A 17,662-nucleotide genomic window follows, 5' to 3' on the forward strand; every position below is an offset into this window, starting at 1 on the left:
ATAGGGATTGATTCCAACTAGCAATCGCCCATGGTTTCAACTGTTCTGCCACTGCAGAGCGGCAGGGGCTGAGGTTTTGGGCGCTGATTTGCAATTGATTTCGAGCTGTTTTTTTTAATTCCAGCAGGCGTAAATCCCTATCGGGCCATGCCAAGAGCTGGCGAATTTCCGGATTTTTAGCTGGCTCAATTGCAGCTGTAACGCCAGGACGTTTCCATAGCGGCTCACGAAATCTTGCAGCGGCTGCAGGCACCGCCTGTTGCCACCAGCCACCGGCTGCAGGCATTAAGCCCAACCGCATTCTGTGTAAGCCCCGATCTGCGCTGGGATCAGGCCAGGTGGGCCCCCGCAGCAAAGAAACCCCTAGCCCTGCGGCCGTGCCATTTACCCCTTGGGGACCATCCAGCAGCACAGCTAAACCATGGGCATCAGTTCCTGCCGCTAGCCAGCTGATCGCAGCTGCTTCCCATCGGCTTGCTTCTCTTGCATTGGCAGGGGTGCTGGGGCGATTTTGCACCCCCGCCGAACAATCAGCACTCCAAAAACCAGCCGGCTTTGCCAACGGCAACTCCAGCCGCAACAGTTCATGTTGTTGCTGCCATTGGCTTTGCAGGCATAGTTCCAGCACTTCGCTGCCCGCCTGCAGCCTCAGCAGCAGCTGAATTGGGCTTTGGCCGCAATTGCCGCGCCAACGCCACTGGCTGCTGAGTGGTCCGGCTTCGATTAATTCTGGGCCGCTACTCCAGCTAAACGGCAGTGGTTTTTCTCGATAATCAGCCGCTAAATCCCAGGCATCCCAAAATTCACCGCGATCGCTGTAGCGGCGCCATTGCAATGGCTCTTTTAGTAGCGCTGGCCCCCAGGCGCCCCCTTGATAGCCCTGCAGCTGTTCCACCCCTTGGGGCCCCAGCAGCACTTTTACGCAGCTGTTTTGCAAAACCCAGCGCCCTTCCCCCAACTCCTCCACGCACACCGGCTGTTGAACTGCGAATGCCTTTGGCCCTTGGGGTTTTTGCACCAGTTGTTGCAGTTCCACCCCAGCAGCAAATGGCAGTTGCAACCAGCAACCACCAGCTTTTGCTGCCTGGCTTAGCAGGGGCCCCTGGGGCCCCCACCAGCTGTAGCCGGCCTTTGGCTTAGGCATTTTTAAAACCCGATTACCAGCTTTTGCTGGCAGTAGTTGCCCCACCCACCATTGCTGTGCAAAGCCCGCACCTAATGCCACCAAACGGCCTAGGGCCTGATCGCGTCTTTGGCGGCTAGCGCGGCGCGCGCTGCACCATTGCCTTTCCGCCTGTTCAAATACCGCCGGAATTGAGGTGCCGGGCAAAATGTCGTGAAATTGTTGAAACAGCAAACAGCGCCATTCCTTTTGGCCGGCAGTGTTAGTTGGTTCAGTGTGAATTGGTTCAGTTTCAATTGGTTCATTAGCAGGATTGCTTGCTGGAGCGAGCGCTTCTGCTACATCTGCTTCCCGCAGTAGGCGTTCAAGGCTGCGGTTGTGTCTTTTTTGATCCGGGCGGCTGGTGGCACAGGCGCGGTGTAATTCCAGATAAAGCTCATCTCGCCACACCGGCAGCTGCGAAGCCAGCGGTTCAAGTTTTGCCAGATAGCTGCGCATAGTGCCGAATTGATGCCCCGCCGCCAGCGGTTGGCCTTGCCATAGGGCCAGTTGATCCAGCATTTCCCGGCTGGGGCCGCCGCCATGATCGCCCACCCCAGGCAGCCATAAGGCTTCAGCTACCCCAGTGGCTTTCTGCCATTCACGGCTGTAGTTGGCCATAGTTAATGGATCAGCGTCGCTGCCGATCGCTGCACTCATCAAGGTCAATACGCTGCTGCCGCTTGGATGTTGCCAGCGAAATAAGCGATGGGGGAAAGGGTTAGTGGCATTCCAAAACAACTTATGGGTAAGGAACCAACGCACCCCGGTGGCAGCACATACAGCAGGTAAGCCAGCGCTAAAGCCAAAGCTGTCTGGCAACCAGGCCAGGTTGTGCTCCCATTCGGGAAAGGTTTTACGGCTATAAGCCTGGCCTTCACTGAACTGCCGCAGCAAGGAGCTCGATCCCAGCAGGGTGCAATCGCTTTCCACCCAGGGGCCATTGAGCGGTTCCCAGCGGCCTGCCTGCATCAACTCCCTGATCTGGCAAAACAACAGTGGCCGGTGCAGCTCTAACCAGTGATACAAAGCTGGAGTGGAATGGCCAAAACAAAGCTGTGGATGGCTTTTCATTAAGCCCAGCACCGATTCAAATGTGCGCACTGCCGCCTGCCAGGTGTCTGCCACCGGCCATAACCAGGCCAAATCGAGATGGGCATGGCTTAGTAGTTGCAGCGCTGCTGGTTTTGGCAGCTGGGCTAGTTGCTGTTGCAGTAACGCTTGATTAAAACTGCATGGTGTTTGCGCTAATGCGGCCTCTAAATCTTGGCGTTGCTGCGGCGAAAGGATTTGTTTTAGGTGGCTTAAATCCTGTTGCAGCAGGCGTAGTTGGCTAAGCAGCAGCAGGCCGCTGCCATCGGCGGGGCTATCGGGTTCCCGCTCCAGCCGCGCCAGGATTAGCCCCCCCTCATCGTGGCTGGGGCTGCGTAATTCCAATTCCAAGTTGAGCGGCGCCCCTTGCCAAAAACGTTGCGGCAGTAGCCAGCGGCAGCCGCTATCGAACAGATCCCCCTGCACCACGGTTTCGCCATCCACCCGCAAAGCCGCAGCTTCTGCCCACCAGCGCAGCGCTAAACGCACTTGCCCTTGGGGTTTTTCCTCAAGCCAGGCCGGCGGACAGCGCAAGCAATATTGCAATTTCAAAAGTTGGCCGCCCCTGGGCCAAATCACCAATCCACGCGCCTCCCAATCAGCGCGATGCTTTTGCCCCCAAGGGTGATGCTGGCCTGGGCTGCCATCTTCCCGGCGCCAAAAGGGCAGTAGATCCAACTCCCTCAAGGGGGCAAACGTTTCAATCCACCCCTGAACTAACGCTTCTAGGCCTTTTTCCATCCGCAGCTGCCCGTATGGCCCATAGGATGACTCAGCCGCTTCGGGTGCGGCACCAATCCCCGTCCTTTCCGGCTGGACCATGCTCGCCCTCAAAATTTCTGTTTATTCGGTTGTTTTCTTCTTTATCGGCATCTTTGTGTTTGGTTTTCTGGCTAGCGATCCCAGCCGGACACCCAGCAGAAAGGACCTAGAAGAGTGAATTGGCCAGCTTGGCGTGGCAAGATCGCCACTCCTGAAGTTATCCAGGATTGAGGCAGCGTTTAACCGCCCACAACCTGGTGCCCGCAGCCGTAGCAATGCTGCTAAGCGTTGGCAACGCTTCGATTTCGCACGCTCAGGAAGCAGCTCCCCCCCAGCCTGCGCCTCAAGCAGCGCTCCAAAAGCAACTAGCTCCCCTTGAGCTGGAGCTCAAGGCTGATCAGCAGGGTTACGACGCACAATTGCAGCGATTTGTAGCCACCGGCAATGTGGTGGCATTGCTTGCAGGCGGCAGGCTTCAGGCTGATCGCCTCGAATACGACACCAACAGCCGGGTGCTATGGGCCCGTGGATCTGTAATTTTTCAACGCGGTAATCAATACATTCAAGCCAGCGAGATTCGCTACAACCTGCTTCAGGGGGAAGGGGAACTAGAAAATGTTTATGGGGTGATTGATCTACTTACAAATCAATTAGATCTCGATCCCGATGGCCCCCTGCAAGGCAGCCCAGAAGCAGTGGCAGCGGAATTAAAACAAAGGCGTGAATTGCAGCTAAATCCCCCTAAGCCTGGGGTGCAGGTGTCGCCTGTAAGTGTGGCGCCACTTCCAGCGCCGGAGGCGCTTTCATGCCCCCCAAATCTGCCACCGCTTGTGAGTAGGCATCCATTCCCATGGGCGATTACCGCTTGGGGCGGCCAGATGACCGATGCCACCTTTGGCGAAACTTTTACAGTGAGCGGTAGCCCAAGGCCTGAATACTTAGGGGGGATTGGTTTTAATCGCAAGCTGCTTGATGCCGATCCAATTGATCTTGAACTAGACGGCAATTTGTTTTTTCATACAGGCGATAGCAGCAACTACCTGCGCTATCGAAAAGGGGTGTCAGAAAATCAAAGAGATTTTGCCTTTATTAATAATCAACAATTTTGGGAGGTAACTTTTGGTATTGGTTTGCGCTGGTGGATTCAGCCTTGGCTAAGCCTTGGTGTAGTGGAAGGGGTGAGTTTTAACTCCACCCTTAGTAATTACGAAAAAGTTTCCTGGCTTAATTCATCGCAATTTCTCAATTATCTAGCGGTGGAATTAGGTGTTGAGCTAAACCCGCAATGGTCGATTGTGGGGCGTATTCACCACCGTTCTGGTGCCTACGGCACCTATGGCGGTGTGTATGAAGGTAGTAATGGTTATTTATTGGGGGCCCGCTACCGCTTTGGTTCCCCCACAGTGAAACGAGCTCAGCTGGAAAATCCACCCCCTTTGGGTTGCCCTGATCCCGATCGCGCCAGCCGCCAACCGCTGTTGCCCCTGGATGAACTGCTGGAGGCGGTGGCATTTGATGGCCCCAGTGCCCAGGCTGCACCGGCGCCAATTCCAGAGCGGCAAGCATCCAAATTGAACCCAGCTCAACAGTTAGCCCAAAGGCGCGCAGCAATTGTCGAATTAGATCAAAGGGTGCTGGATGTGCAGCCCCGTCTTGGCCTCACTGTTGATCTCAGTTTTGGCAAAAATGAGCTGAGTTCAATCACTGGCACTGAAACCGCCTACGGCCAGGCCACACCGGCCCAATTGCAACAAATTCAAAATAAAAAAAACCAAAAATTAATTAGCGGCTCTGTTACCCATTGGCGTTTTCAAGCTCCCCAGGTGCGGCTCACCCCTGAAGGTTGGACGGCCCCCAGGGCAAGCTTCAGCAACGATCCCTTCACCCCAGCTCAGGTGTGGGTGGATATGGAAATGGTGAAATCAAAACAGGAACTTGATGGAACCACGGTGATTGAATCAGCTCGTAATCGTTTGCTGCTGGAAAATAAAATTCCAGTGCCTTTACCCACAACTTTTAAGATCAAGCCAACCCAAGAGCAAGAGGTTGAAAATCGCTGGTCGCTAAAAAACGATAATCTTGATCGCGATGGCCTATTTGTTGAATATGCCCTGCCTGAAGTGCGCCTCGGTTCAGCCACGGTATTTTCCTTAAAGCCACAATTCATGCTTCAGCGGGCTTTTGAGGGCACCACTAACTCCTATCCGGCCCCAAGCGCTTCTGCAGGATCAGGCACCGTTAGCCAATCCAACACCGTGGGCGATTTATTTGGCGCTCTCGCTTTGCTTGAAGGTTCCTTTGGCAATGGAAGATTTTATGCGCGGGCAGATGTATCAAGTTTTTCTGATAAAAATCTAAGTAATGCCACAAGGGTGGTGGCTGAAATTTTAGAGCCGCTTAAATTGCCATTTTTAGGCACACCGCTCGCCCGTTTATTTGGCGCCTATCGCTTCCGCACCTGGAATGGTTCCCTTGGCGAGCAGGATATCTACTCTGCCTATGGCGTTTCCTTAGAAAAACAAGCATCTCTGCCCACTCTTGGTAAGTTGCAAAGTTCATATTTTTGGCGGGCGGGCGTTGGTAATTACCAGAGCAATGATTTTGTATCTGGTAATAATGAGAGTAATAATTTTGCTGATCTATGGCGCGCTAATTTTTATGGCGCAATTCGCGCTAATTTACCAATTTGGAGTGGTAAAGCCCTGCCGCTTAGTTCAGAGGGTGCCTACCGCTATTCCGGTGTTGCAATAATACCTGGGCTTTCATTTAATTTCGTACCTTTTTTGAATTTATCTGCCTATGGCGGCGGACAAAGCCAAAATCTAGTGGGGATTTCTGGTGGGCCTGTAATTACATTGGGCCATTTTAATCGGCCGATGTTTGATTACACCCGCCTTTCCTTATTTGGTAGTTTAGCTGCGAAATCAGGCGATAGCCCTTTTGCTTTTGATCGTTATGTTGATACAGCTACTTTAGGTGCTGGCTTAACCCAACAATTAGTTGGCCCATTGGTGTTAGATGGTGCCGTAAGTTATAACGTAGCTGGAGGCTCTGGCTATTACGGTGATGTAACTAATTCCTATGTTGAATTGCGCTGGCAACGCCGCGCCTATGAGGTGGGTTTCTACTACAGCCCTTTCACAGGGATCGGTGGTATCAAGTTTAAATTAAACGATTTTGGTTTCCGCGGCCCCGGCTTACCTTTTGTGCCCTATGAACCATCAACTGGAGTTGTATTAGGCCCATAAATTATTTAGATAAGGCAGGGCAGCTGCAGTTTTATTCAGAGCCTCGTTATTAGCAATAAGTTGTGCTGTGCCATCCCAGCGGCCGCTTAAGAACATTTGCTGGATGCCTTTTTCCAGCTCGATAGCCCAGCTGTAGCCTTCGCTACTGATGCTGCTGGAGGCAAGATCCAGCACAAAATTTGGATTTGTTGCTTCGTTTGCCAATGCCTGTAGTTCCAGAATCAGCGCTTGCTCTACCTGCACGCAGGGAATACCAAGCGCTAAACAATTGCCAAAAAAGATCTCAGCAAAACTTTCAGCTAGCACCGCCCTAATACCCCAACGCATTAATGCCTGGGGTGCATGTTCACGGCTTGAGCCGCAGCCAAAATTTTGGTTTGTGAATAAGAATTTTGCTCCTTGCTTTTCAGGTTGATCAAAAGGATGAAACCCAGCTGCGCCTTTATTTAATTCCTTGCGATCATCGGCAAATACCTGGGCGCCAAGCCCATCAAAACTCACACATTTAAGGAATCGAGCTGGGATTATTCGATCTGTATCGATGTCGTTGCCGCTCAGCACCACAGCCTTGCCGCTGATCTTTGTTATCGCACCGCTGGGGAAAATGTTATCCATGCTTTTGGTTGGAATTTTTTTACTATTAATTGGGGTTGTTTAACAGTTTGCGTACATCGCTTACGCAGCCAGTGATAGCGGCGGCGGCCACCATCGCAGGGCTCATCAGCAGGGTGCGGCCGGTGGCAGAACCCTGGCGACCTTTGAAATTACGGTTGCTAGAGCTGGCGCTGATCTCTCTACCTTCCAATCGATCTGGGTTCATTGCAAGGCACATCGAGCAGCCCGGTTCGCGCCATTCAAAACCGGCGGCGCGAAATAGCTGATCCAGGCCTTCTGCTTCCGCTTCCTTTGCCACCTGTTCCGATCCAGGCACCACAAAAGCTTTTATGCCAGCTGCCACCTTGCCTCCTTTTGCTACTGCCGCGGCTGCCCTTAGATCGCTAATCCGTCCGTTTGTGCAGCTGCCGATAAAGCACACATCCACGGCTACACCAGCAATCGCACTACCTGGTTTTAGATCCATATAGCGATAGGCCTCTTCCGCGAGGGGTCTTTCGGCTGTAGCAATTTGATCCAATTGCGGAATCATTTCATCTACGCCAATTCCCTGCCCCGGTGTGATCCCCCAGGTAACAGTGGGGGCAATGCTGCTGGCATCAATTAACACCTCATCATCAAAAACAGCATCGCTGCTTGAGGCAAGTGCGCTCCACCAGGCCACTGCCTTGCCCCAGGCTTCCCCTTTAGGGGCATATTCCCGGTTTTTTAGGTAACTAAATGTGGTGGCATCTGGATTCACATAGCCACATCTAGCGCCGCCTTCGATCGCCATATTGCAGATCGTCATGCGTTCCTCCATGCAGAGGGCCGCAATCGCAGGACCTGCAAATTCATGGGCGTAGCCCACGCCTTTTTGCACACCCATTTGGCGAATGATGTGCAGCACAAGATCTTTGGCGTAAACCCCCGGTTGCAATGCGCCATCAACCCAAATCCGCCGCACTTTTAATTTCGCCATCGCCAAGCTTTGGCAAGCCAGCACATCGCGCACCTGGCTGGTGCCAATTCCAAAAGCAATCGCTCCAAAGGCGCCATGGGTTGAGGTGTGGGAATCGCCGCAAGCCACCGTCATCCCCGGTTGAGTGAGCCCAAGCTCCGGGGCAATCACATGCACGATCCCTTGGCGACCACTGCCTAAACCATGCAAGGTGATGCCGTTTTCGCTGCAGTTTCGCTCCAAGGTGGCAAGCATCGCTTCCGCTAACGGATCGCTAAAAGGCCTTGCTTGGGAGCTGGTGGGCACGATGTGATCCACGGTTGCCACCGTGAGTTCCGGATGGCGCACCCCAAGCCCCAGTTCGCGAATGGCTGCAAATGCCTGCGGACTCGTTACTTCATGAATCAGATGTAAACCGATAAATAGCTGGGTGGCGCCATCGGCTAATTCAGCTACCCGATGCAATTGCCAAACTTTGTCGTAGAGGGTGCCAGCGCTCAAAATTTTTATTTCGCTATTTAAATAGCCTAAAACTGTGGCTTACAAAGCCAAACGCAGTTGATCAAGGGCATCGCCAACACTTAAGCCGCGGATCCATTCGCGGCCGCGGCTGGCGCCGTATTGGCGCATAAAGCTAAAACTCAAGCTGGGCCCGCTAACGGCAAAATAAACCAAGCCCACCGGTTTTTCGGCGCTGCCGCCGCCGGGCCCAGCGATACCTGTAACTGCTACAGCCCAATCGGCGCCGGTGCAACGCCTTGCCCCCTCGGCCATCGCTAATGCCACCGCTTCGCTTACGGCGCCATGGCTGGCCAAGGTGTCAGCCGGCACCCCAAGCAAAGCCTGTTTAATCTGATTGGCATAGGCGATAACCCCACCGATAAATACATCAGAGGCTCCAGGCACTGCTCCAAGTGCAGCCCCAACTCCACCAGCGGTGCAACTTTCAGCCACTGCCAAGGTTTCTCCCCTTTGCCTTAAAGCAGCAAGCACCACAGAAGCAAGGCTGTCGCTATCGGCGCCAAAACAATTACTACCGCCGATTGCCCGCAATTCTTTTTCCACCGGTGCAATCAAGCCATCGGCGCTCTCCGCGTTATCGGCCCAGGCCGTGATCCGTAATTTCACCTCACCACGGCCTGCATAGGGGGCAACAGTTGGGTTTTGTAGTTCTAAAAATGGTGCCACCTGTTCCGCCAGGCTGGATTCAGCAACACCCCAGAAACGCAACAGGCGGCTGCGAAAGATGCCACTTGTGAGCCCTTGCTGTTGCAGCCAGGGCACCGCCGTTTGCTCCCACATCGCCTGCATTTCAGCTGGCACTCCCGGAAAAGTGAGCAATGAAAAATTGGCCACCGGCGACCAGATCATCCCGGGCGCAGTGCCCAGTGGATTGCAGAGAACCGTGGCTCCCAACGGCAGGAGCGCCTGCTTGCAATTGCTAGGTGCCATGGGCCGGCCCCTGGCGGTTAATTTTGCTTTGATATCTGCAAGCACCTCACTGCGTTCCTCTAAGGGGGCACCAAATGCTGCAGCGAGGGTTTCAGTGGTGAGATCGTCTGGGGTGGGGCCAAGCCCGCCGGTACAAATCAATACCCGACAACGCTTGGAAGCCTCCAACACCACTTCCATTAAGCGCTCCCGGTTATCTCCCACAACGGTTTGGCGAAAATGGGGAATTCCAAGCCGCGCTAATTCTTCCGCTAGCCAGCGGGCATTGCCATTAACAATGTTGCCAAGCAAAAGCTCTGTGCCAATACAAAGCACTTCGATCTGGCTTTTCTTGTTGTTATTCACCTTGATCTAAGGGCTCATCCCTTTGGCTGCGATGGCTGCGCACCACTACCCAAATCAGTACCCCTGTTGCTAACGCTAACCAGAGAAAACGCAGTTCAGCATTAGCTGCCACCATCGCTAAAGCAACAAACCATTGGGTAAAGGCATAGATCAACACCACGGTGCGGCGATGGCTAAATCCAGCCCGCAGTAAACGGTGATGCAGATGGCGACGATCGGGATAAAAGGGAGATCTGCCTGAGCTAACGCGGCCCATGATCACCGCAGACATATCGGCTAAAGGTAAAGACAAAATCAATAAAGGCAGCAACAAACTCACTGTTGTTAGCTCCTTAGCGGGGCCCACCAAACTGATGGCCGCCAAGCTGAAGCCAAGGAAATAGGAACCGCCATCGCCCATAAAAATCCGGGCGGGATTGAAATTATCGCGTAGGAAACCCAAGCAAGCCCCTGCTAACGCAGCAGCAAGAAGGCCAGCTCCCGTTTGATGCAAGCTAAAACTCACAGATAACAAACCAACTGCAGCAATACCGCTTACCCCGGCGGCAAGGCCATCAAGGCCATCAAGCCAATTGATTGCGTTAGTGATCCCCACCAACCAGATCACCGTGATAATTGCGCTTAGCCAATCCGGCAGGCTGAGGCTCAAGGTGCTGTCGAACGGCAGGGTGATTGAGCCGATCTTTACCCCTTGGCTCCACACCACAGTTGCCACCGCGATTTGCAGGCCAAGCCTCGGAAGGGGCGGTAATTGAAATAAGTCGTCGCTGAGGCCAACTGCAAAAAAGGCAACTCCTCCGATCAGGGTGCTCCAGATCAATTGATCGCGGCTGGCGGGCAAATTGCCAAATCCCCCCAGCAGCCAGGTAATTAAAAGAGCAAGGCAAAAGCCCAGCAAGATGCCGATCCCACCAAGCCGCACCATTGGTTCAAGGTGCTGTTTACGGGGATCAGGATGATCGATTAAGCCCCATTGCAAGCCAAGCTGCCGCACCATCGGCACGATGGCAGCGGTAAAAAGACCGGCACCCACCAAGGTGGCGATCGCAGGGATCAGGGGGCTGGAATCCACAGGAGGCCAAGGCCTACAACAGCAGCCTAACCGCGGCTGCCATAAAGGGGAAATTGCTTGCAAAGGGCAGCTACTCGATCGCGGCAGCGCTGCTCGATTTCGACGCTTTCAGGATTTGTTAAGCGATCAGCAATCACATCTGCCACTTCACTGAAGGCAGCGGCTGTAAAACCTCTGCTGGTGAGCGCTGCACTACCAAGGCGCAGGCCGCTGGTAACAAATGGTGATTCCGGATCAAATGGCACGGTGTTTTTATTAGCGGTGATGTTTACTTCGCTCACCAAAAGATCGGCCACTTTGCCGGTGATACCGATCGAACGCAGATCCAACAGCACGATGTGGTTATCGGTGCCGCCACTCACTACTGCAATGCCGCGGGCCTGCAATCTTTCAGCCAAGGCTTTGGCGTTAATGATCACCTGCTGGCAATAACTCTTAAAACCTGGTTGCAGCGCTTCGCCAAAAGCCACTGCTTTTGCTGCAATCACATGCTCGAGGGGTCCCCCTTGGTTGCCGGGGAATACCGCTTTATCAAATTGTTTGCCGAAAGCAGCATCTGAGCAAAGGATCAAGCCGCCCCGCGGACCCCGCAGTGTTTTATGGGTGGTGGTGGTAACCACATGGCAGTGGGGCACAGGGCTGGGATGAAGACCCGCGGCCACTAAGCCAGCAATGTGGGCCATATCCGCCAGCAGATATGCACCCACTTCATCGGCAATCGCGCGGAAACCAGCAAAATCGATCGTGCGCGGATAGGCGGAATAGCCGCAAATGATCAGCTTGGGCCGTTCAGCTAGAGCTTGCTTGCGAATTTCTTCAAGGTTTAACTGCTGGCTACCTGGATCAACGCCGTAATGCACCGCCTTAAACCACTTGCCACTCACATTTACCGGTGAGCCATGGGTGAGGTGTCCGCCATGGGACAGATCCATCCCCATGATCTTGTCGCCGGGTTGAAGCAAGGCAAGAAATACAGCGAAATTGGCTTGGGCTCCGCTATGGGGCTGCACATTGGCCCAAGCAGCACCAAAAAGTTGTTTAGCCCGCTCTATCGCTAATTCTTCAATCGCGTCAACGTGTTCACAGCCACCGTAATAACGCTTATGGGGTAGACCCTCGGCATATTTATTTGTTAAAACCGAACCTTGGGCTGCCATCACCGCAGGGGAGGTGAAATTTTCGCTGGCGATCAGCTCCAGGTGGGTTTGCTGGCGTTCAAGTTCTTTATTAATTAGCGCTGCCACCTGGGGATCAGCCTCCAGCAATGCATCTGGGGCGGTCATGGTGAGTTGTGATACGGCTGTTTGTGATAGTGCTGTTTGTGTCAAGGAGATGGGCCTATAGGGCGAAACATTGCAGTAATCGTAGAAACCTGAAGCCAAAAAAAACCGCCCTTTCAGGCGGTAACCCCGAGGGGTGAATAAAACGCGCCTGGAGAGATTCGAACTCCCGACCCTCTGATCCGTAGTCAGATGCTCTAATCCGCTGAGCTACAAGCGCTTGAACGTTCCATTCTGCTCAGCAGCAGCGGGGTTTCGTCAAGTACCCATCGGTTTGGTTCAGAATAAAATTTGCATCACAATTACCTTGCCCCTTGTTGCTACCAGGCCCCCAGACCCGCAAGACCCCGAATATCAGCAGCTGGAGCGCTGGGTCAATTTTGGCGTTCATGGGGCCCTGTTCTCTTTTGTGAATAGCGGTTTATGGCTGTGGCATGGCCTTCGCCCCGGTTCGTTGCAGCCTTTGCCACAGCTGAGCTTGGTGTGGCTAGTGCTGTTGCTGTTGCATCTAGTTTGGTGCTACAAAAAATCAGCAAAACCTGCATGAGCCTCACTGCTGCTCAGCTGAGAGATCTCAGCGGGGCTATTGCCGATCGCATCTATATCCAAATTGCCGGTTGGCATTTGTATTTGGGTGATGCCAAGTTGGCCCAGCCCCTTGCGGAAGAGTTGGCTGGCTTTCTCAATCAAGGGGCAGCAGCAGCGGTGCGCTCAGCTTTGGAGCGATTACAGGTGCCCGTAGGCGGAGGCAGCAGCCGTTTTCCCCTTGCTCGTTTGATCCCCCCTGGTCAATTAATGGATCTAGAGGAAATCCTTGAGCCCTTCTGCAGCGATACTGGGAAGACGCCGCTGGCGACGGATGCTTGTAATTGAAGTAACGAACGCCCGTGAGGTGATGCGTAAAAGGGTGGGCAAATTGGGGGAAAGGCTGTTGGGCACTGTTGTGGATGCCGAAGCCCAGGTGGAGAAAGCTTTACTGCAAGAGCTGGAAACTGCTTTTCGCGAATTTGGCATCCAAGCCCGCATTTACTCCGTTGAAGGTTTGCAGATGATTGGCCGCAGCCATCTGGAATTGCCAATTTCGGTGCGGGATCAACGCACTGTTGACTAGTTAGTTTTTTAAGAAAGGTAATTTCGCCCCCAGGGTGCGGCCTAATTCCCGCGCTTCTGGCACGCCAAGCCCCCCCGCGATTAAGCCATAGCTAAGGGCTCCGCTGCCACCGCAAATAAGCACCTGCAGCAATTTGCCAATTAGATGGGGCGGCCAGGCAATCGCAGTGGCAAGTGCCCAGGCCAGTAAGCCACCCACCAAGGCGGCAAAAGTTAAAAGGCCTGTGTCTTTCGCCCAGGCGCCGATCGGCAGGGCACCTAGTTTTTTTCTTAATGCGATCAATAGGGCTAGGCAACTCACCACATTCACGCCAACTGTTGCCAGCACTAGCCCCGGCGCTTGGAAATTCAACTGTGGCAGCAGTAAACCATCAGGGGTGGGGCAACCCACCAGCAGCCAATCCAACCCTGCATTAAGGCCAATCCCCGCCATCGAAATGCGAAAGGGGGTGTTGCCATCGCCGAGGGCATAAAAAACCCGCACCAACACATCACGGCTGAGGTAGGCAGGCATCCCCACCCCGTAAGCCATCAAAATCCCCACCACCAAGCTGGCGGCATTGGCATTAAACGCGCCCCGCTCATACACCAAAGCAACGATTGGTCCGGCAAGGGCCACCATTAAGGCCCCCAATGGCAACATGCTGGCGTTGCTGAGCATTACCCCTTGGCGAATGCGTTGCAGCAGTTGGCCCCGATCTTCTGGCGCGGTGAGCCGGGCAAATACCGGCAGCAATGGCACCAGCAGCATGTTGGAAAGAATTCCTAAAGGGGTTTGCACAAGCAAGCCTGCATAGCCCAGGCCTGCTGCCGCGCCACTGATGCCGCTAGCAAAAAAGAGATCTACATACACGTTTATTTGCAACATCCCAGAAGAGAGGGTTGCAGGCCCCATCACCTGCAGCACTTCCTTTACCCCCGGTTGCTTCCAGTTGAAACTGAGCCGCAATTGGCCCAACCCCTGGCGCGCCAGCGCTGGCAGCTGGATCAACCATTGCAGGATTGCTCCCCCCAAGGTGCTTATGGCTAACACCGCTCCACCGGCTAGGGCCCATGGGGCGGTGCCGATGGCAGGGCCTGCTTGGAACCACAACAGCCCTAAGCCCAGTAGCACCGCCAGGCTGGAAAGCAGGGGGCTGATGGCCGGCAACCAATATTCATCGGCGGCATTTAAGGCGCCAAAACCCAGGCCGATTAAGCCGGCAAACAATGCCATGGGTGCCATCAGCCGCAATTGCAAAGCGGCGAGATCGTGCAGTTCTTGATCCAACCCAGGCCCCACCAGGGTGATCAAGGGATCAGCCAGCAGCACCAATAGAACAGTGGCCCCCAGCAACCCCAAACCCACCAAGGTGTTGATTGCAGCCAGCAAGCGAGCACTTTCAGCCCGTTCTTGCTTTGCCATCACGCTCACTACAGCGCTATGGAATGGACCGTTAATGCCGCCTAGCAGTATTAATAAAAAACCCGGTAATACATAGGCGTAGTTGAAGGCGTCGTAGGCGGCCCCCACTCCAAAAGCAGCCGCGATCGCCTGTTGGCGCACAAGCCCCGCCACCTTGCTGAGGGCAGTGGCAACTGCCACAACAAGGGCGATCTGCCGCAAATTTTTGGCAGGAGTAGCAATTTCAGCCATAAGGCATTTATTGAACTGAACCGATAGGGCTGATTGTGGTGGACCATGGCCTTACCGCTGGCCTGGCGCAATGGCTGCTGTTGATGTGTTGAAGTTTGAACCCCTTTTGGAAGGGGTATTGCTCAAACGCTGGAAGCGTTTTCTTTGCGAGGTGCAACTTGCTGATGGCGAGGTGGTAACTGCCCATTGCGCTAATACAGGCCCCATGACTGGGGTGTTGCTGCCGGGGGGGAAAGTGCGGATACGCCACGATCCATCCCCCAAGCGAAAGCTGGCCTACACCTGGGAGCAGGCGCAAGTGCCAGCAGCTGGAGGCGGAAATTGTTGGGTAGGGGTTAATACAGCTCTGCCGAATCGTCTCTTGCGGGCAACAATTGAGGCGGGTTTACTCGAGCCCTGGTTAGGCCCAATTGGCTCGATTCGCGCTGAGGTGGCCTATGGCCTCAATCGGCGTAGCCGGATTGATTTGTTGCTTACTCCTGCTCCAGAAGCGGTTGATCCCCGGCCGATTTATGTGGAGGTAAAAAACACCACTTGGAGTGATGGGGAACTGGCTTTATTTCCAGACACTGTTACAGAAAGAGGCCAAAAACACCTTGAGGAATTAATGGGGGTGCTGCCCGATGCAAGGGGGGTATTAATTCCATGCTTAAGCCGTGAAGATGTGCTGCGGTTTGCCCCTGGCGACAGCGCAGATCCCCGTTATGGCCAATTGTTTCGCCAAGCTCTGGCGGCGGGAGTGGAGATGCTGCCTTGCCGGTTTGGTTTCAGTGATAATGCAGTGCAATGGCTGGGCACTGCATCGCTCCAGCAGTAACTAAAAGTTGTTTGCAAATCTGATGACGCTGCCCTTTTTAATTGACTTTGGCTTGATAATAATTGGCATCTTGTTGTTATTTGGTGGCGGCGAATTATTTGTAGCCGGTGCTGTTGCACTTTCATTGCTATTTGGTATTCCGCAAATAGTGATTGGCCTCACGGTGGTGTCTTTGGGTACCAGTGCGCCGGAGCTATTTGTAAGCCTGCTCTCGACGCTTAAAGGCGGCAGCGCAGGTGATGCAATCGCTGTAAGCAATATTGTTGGCTCAAATATTTTTAATGTGATGGTGGTGCTCGGTGCGAGTGCCGCTGTGATGCCACTGCGGGTGAAGAGCCGCTTGGTAAAACGCGATGTTCCCCTTCTCTTTGCTGTTTCTATGGCCACCTGGGGGATGGCCTCTGGGGGGCGAATTACTTGGATCGCAGGCCTCGCATTAGTAGCGGGAACAATTATTAATTTGGTTTGGGAAATTCGTTCCGCCAGGGAGGAGCCTTCAGATGCGGCGGAAGACCTAGGCGCAGAGGCTGGGGGATCGCGAACACCTGTTGCAATAACAAAATTAATTGTGGGTTTGGTGTTATTGGTGATTGGCTCCCAGGTGTTAGTGAAAGGGGCGATTGCTGCAGCCCAAGGCTTGGGAGTTAGTGAAACTGTGATCGGGTTAACGATCGTTTCGGCGGGCACTTCTATGCCAGAACTAGTTACTTCTTTAGTGGCTGCTTATCGCGGTAAGCCAGATCTTGCTATTGGCAATGTGGTGGGTAGCAACCTGCTAAATCAACTTGTAGTTTTGGGCTTATGTGGATTAGCTTCCGGCAGCAGGGGCCTTGGCGTTGATCCGGTGATGATCAATCGCGATTTCCCAATCATGGTTGCCACCACATTGGCGTGCTTGCCAATTTTTTGGTCTGGTGGTGTTATAAGCCGAAAGGAAGGATGGGTATTACTTGGTATTTACGGTTTATATATTATCGAGCAAATATTAAGCAGCACGGCTTCTACATTGGCTGATGAATTTAGGTTGTTTGCTTTGATTGGTGTATTACCTTTGGTATTGGTTCTGCTTATTTGGTCTACCCTAAAATGGAAGCAAAAAAGAAAATCTATTAGTGGCTTGATTTGATCCTTCCCAATTGAACCACCCTTAGCCCTGAGGCTAGGGCATCAGCGCAGAGTGCTTGGCTGGAATCAGCATCAACTACCACCATGCCCTTGGCCAAAAAATCCCAAGTGGAACTTTCGAAGTGAATTTGTAGCCAGAGCATTCCAAATATTGAAATTGGTAGCAATTTATAGGAATCGGCTGAGGGAATTAATTGCAGATCCATGTTTATGCCGTGGATTAGCCAAGGCAAATAAAAAACCTCCCCTATATGAGGGGGAGGCCGGGTTGAGCGTTGTAACAACGCTCACAAAAATGGAATTCGATCAAGCATTTTTTACTTGGTCTGCCGCCTCTGCTTGGCGGTGTTGATACACACGGCCGCGGTATTGCAGTGCAACTTGAGTATCCACCGCTGCAGCTTCATGGCGCAGTGGGGCGCTGTAGTGCTGGCCGCGATAGGAATGATCTACAGCTTGGTTGCTCACTTGTTCGCGGTTGTCGTTGCTGTAGCTAACGCCGCGGTATTGAAGTTTGGTCATGGCGAGGAATCTCGAAGGATGGATGGAATGTCCGCTTCGTGGGAAAGAGCGTTGCTTCGCCCTGCGGTGGGCTACTTCCGATGAACCAAGCCCGAAGGCGGCCCAATCAACGTTTTGTCTTTCCTGCACTATGTATAGCCTCTAAGTTATGTTCATGGTGAACAGTTCGTGTATTTCTTAATCAAATTATTGATTTATTTGTATCTCCACGAACCTTATTTCATGAGAAGCGCTGTCGGCCTTGACTGATTTTATTTTTTGTATCAACGGTAACTCTACGTAGCGGGGGAATCATTAATCATTTATCAATTGGCGGTTCTGCCGTCATATTCCCAAGCGATGAACTTGATGACTGTTGCCTCGCCCACTTCCCGACGCCGGACTCGAAGTTTAAACGAAGCTACTTTGCTTGAAGCCCCCCAATTGCTATTTAGCAAAATTCGAGGAGCTTCATCAAACCGCACCCTTACCTGGTTGGCCTGTG

Annotated in this window: 15 protein-coding genes and 1 tRNA gene; 6 read left to right on the top strand and 10 right to left on the bottom strand. The window is 53.3% G+C overall.

Annotated elements, in window-relative coordinates; genetic code table 11:
* A partial coding sequence (locus AC2JC8_RS06410; RefSeq protein ID WP_484594384.1) for an alpha-mannosidase occupies positions 1-2,995 on the bottom strand: 2,995 nt, incomplete at its 3' end.
* Positions 2,996-3,074: 79 nt separating this feature from the next.
* Between AC2JC8_RS06410 and AC2JC8_RS06415 the strand changes: the two genes are divergently transcribed.
* Entirely contained in the window at positions 3,075-3,194 is a 120-nt protein-coding gene (locus AC2JC8_RS06415) for a photosystem II reaction center protein I (protein WP_010312075.1), read from the top strand.
* Positions 3,195-3,291: 97 nt separating this feature from the next.
* Positions 3,292-6,264 (top strand): DUF3769 domain-containing protein, encoded by a 2,973-nt coding sequence (locus AC2JC8_RS06420; protein WP_484594385.1) that lies wholly within the window; start codon positions 3,292-3,294, stop codon positions 6,262-6,264.
* Here the strand turns inward: AC2JC8_RS06420 and AC2JC8_RS06425 are convergent.
* The 6 genes from AC2JC8_RS06425 to AC2JC8_RS06450 form a co-directional block, all read right to left on the bottom strand.
* Entirely contained in the window at positions 6,253-6,879 is a 627-nt protein-coding gene (locus AC2JC8_RS06425; RefSeq protein WP_484594386.1) for a 3-isopropylmalate dehydratase small subunit, read from the bottom strand. The genes AC2JC8_RS06420 and AC2JC8_RS06425 overlap by 12 nt on opposite strands.
* A gap of 25 nt (positions 6,880-6,904) precedes the next feature.
* Complete coding sequence (leuC, locus tag AC2JC8_RS06430) at positions 6,905-8,320, bottom strand: 3-isopropylmalate dehydratase large subunit (RefSeq protein ID WP_484594387.1); 1,416 nt, start codon at positions 8,318-8,320, stop codon at positions 6,905-6,907.
* A gap of 39 nt (positions 8,321-8,359) precedes the next feature.
* Positions 8,360-9,616, bottom strand: a complete 1,257-nt coding sequence (locus tag AC2JC8_RS06435; RefSeq protein WP_484400181.1) for a competence/damage-inducible protein A — start codon at positions 9,614-9,616, stop codon at positions 8,360-8,362.
* A complete protein-coding gene (locus AC2JC8_RS06440; RefSeq protein WP_484594388.1) occupies positions 9,609-10,688 on the bottom strand; it encodes a glycosyltransferase family 4 protein in 1,080 nt (359 codons plus the stop codon). The genes AC2JC8_RS06435 and AC2JC8_RS06440 overlap by 8 nt, the downstream gene beginning before the upstream one ends.
* Positions 10,689-10,714: 26 nt before the next feature.
* Positions 10,715-11,971 carry a serine hydroxymethyltransferase gene (gene glyA, locus AC2JC8_RS06445; RefSeq protein ID WP_484400195.1) on the bottom strand — a complete coding sequence of 419 codons (1,257 nt, stop codon included), beginning with the start codon at positions 11,969-11,971 and terminating at the stop codon, positions 10,715-10,717.
* A gap of 143 nt (positions 11,972-12,114) precedes the next feature.
* Positions 12,115-12,188, bottom strand: a tRNA-Arg gene (locus tag AC2JC8_RS06450).
* 323 nt (positions 12,189-12,511) lie between these two features.
* Here AC2JC8_RS06450 and AC2JC8_RS06455 point away from each other — a divergent pair.
* Both AC2JC8_RS06455 and AC2JC8_RS06460 read left to right on the top strand, forming a co-directional pair.
* Positions 12,512-12,841, top strand: coding sequence for a DUF3181 family protein (locus AC2JC8_RS06455; RefSeq protein WP_295535719.1), 330 nt, complete (start codon positions 12,512-12,514; stop codon positions 12,839-12,841).
* Positions 12,828-13,079 carry a cytochrome-c oxidase gene (locus AC2JC8_RS06460; protein ID WP_484400179.1) on the top strand — a complete coding sequence of 84 codons (252 nt, stop codon included), beginning with the start codon at positions 12,828-12,830 and terminating at the stop codon, positions 13,077-13,079. The genes AC2JC8_RS06455 and AC2JC8_RS06460 overlap by 14 nt, the downstream gene beginning before the upstream one ends.
* On the opposite strand, the gene murJ is transcribed toward AC2JC8_RS06460, so the two are convergent.
* Positions 13,080-14,714 carry a murein biosynthesis integral membrane protein MurJ gene (gene murJ, locus AC2JC8_RS06465; RefSeq protein ID WP_484420179.1) on the bottom strand — a complete coding sequence of 545 codons (1,635 nt, stop codon included), beginning with the start codon at positions 14,712-14,714 and terminating at the stop codon, positions 13,080-13,082.
* 70 nt (positions 14,715-14,784) lie between these two features.
* Between murJ and sfsA the strand changes: the two genes are divergently transcribed.
* Together sfsA and AC2JC8_RS06475 are read left to right on the top strand one after the other, a co-directional pair.
* Positions 14,785-15,531 (top strand): DNA/RNA nuclease SfsA, encoded by a 747-nt coding sequence (gene sfsA, locus AC2JC8_RS06470; RefSeq protein WP_484400176.1) that lies wholly within the window; start codon positions 14,785-14,787, stop codon positions 15,529-15,531.
* A gap of 22 nt (positions 15,532-15,553) precedes the next feature.
* Positions 15,554-16,657, top strand: a complete 1,104-nt coding sequence (locus AC2JC8_RS06475; RefSeq protein ID WP_484400175.1) for a calcium/sodium antiporter — start codon at positions 15,554-15,556, stop codon at positions 16,655-16,657.
* On the opposite strand, the gene AC2JC8_RS06480 is transcribed toward AC2JC8_RS06475, so the two are convergent.
* Together AC2JC8_RS06480 and AC2JC8_RS06485 are read right to left on the bottom strand one after the other, a co-directional pair.
* Positions 16,641-16,940: a hypothetical protein gene (locus tag AC2JC8_RS06480; protein WP_484420180.1), complete on the bottom strand. Its 300-nt coding sequence runs from the start codon at positions 16,938-16,940 to the stop codon at positions 16,641-16,643. The two genes, AC2JC8_RS06475 and AC2JC8_RS06480, sit on opposite strands and share 17 nt — an antisense overlap.
* A 22-nt stretch (positions 16,941-16,962) precedes the next feature.
* Entirely contained in the window at positions 16,963-17,178 is a 216-nt protein-coding gene (locus tag AC2JC8_RS06485; protein WP_484594389.1) for a DUF4278 domain-containing protein, read from the bottom strand.
* Positions 17,179-17,662 lie beyond the last annotated feature (484 nt).

The sequence above is a fragment of the Synechococcus sp. genome, from assembly GCF_982614295.1.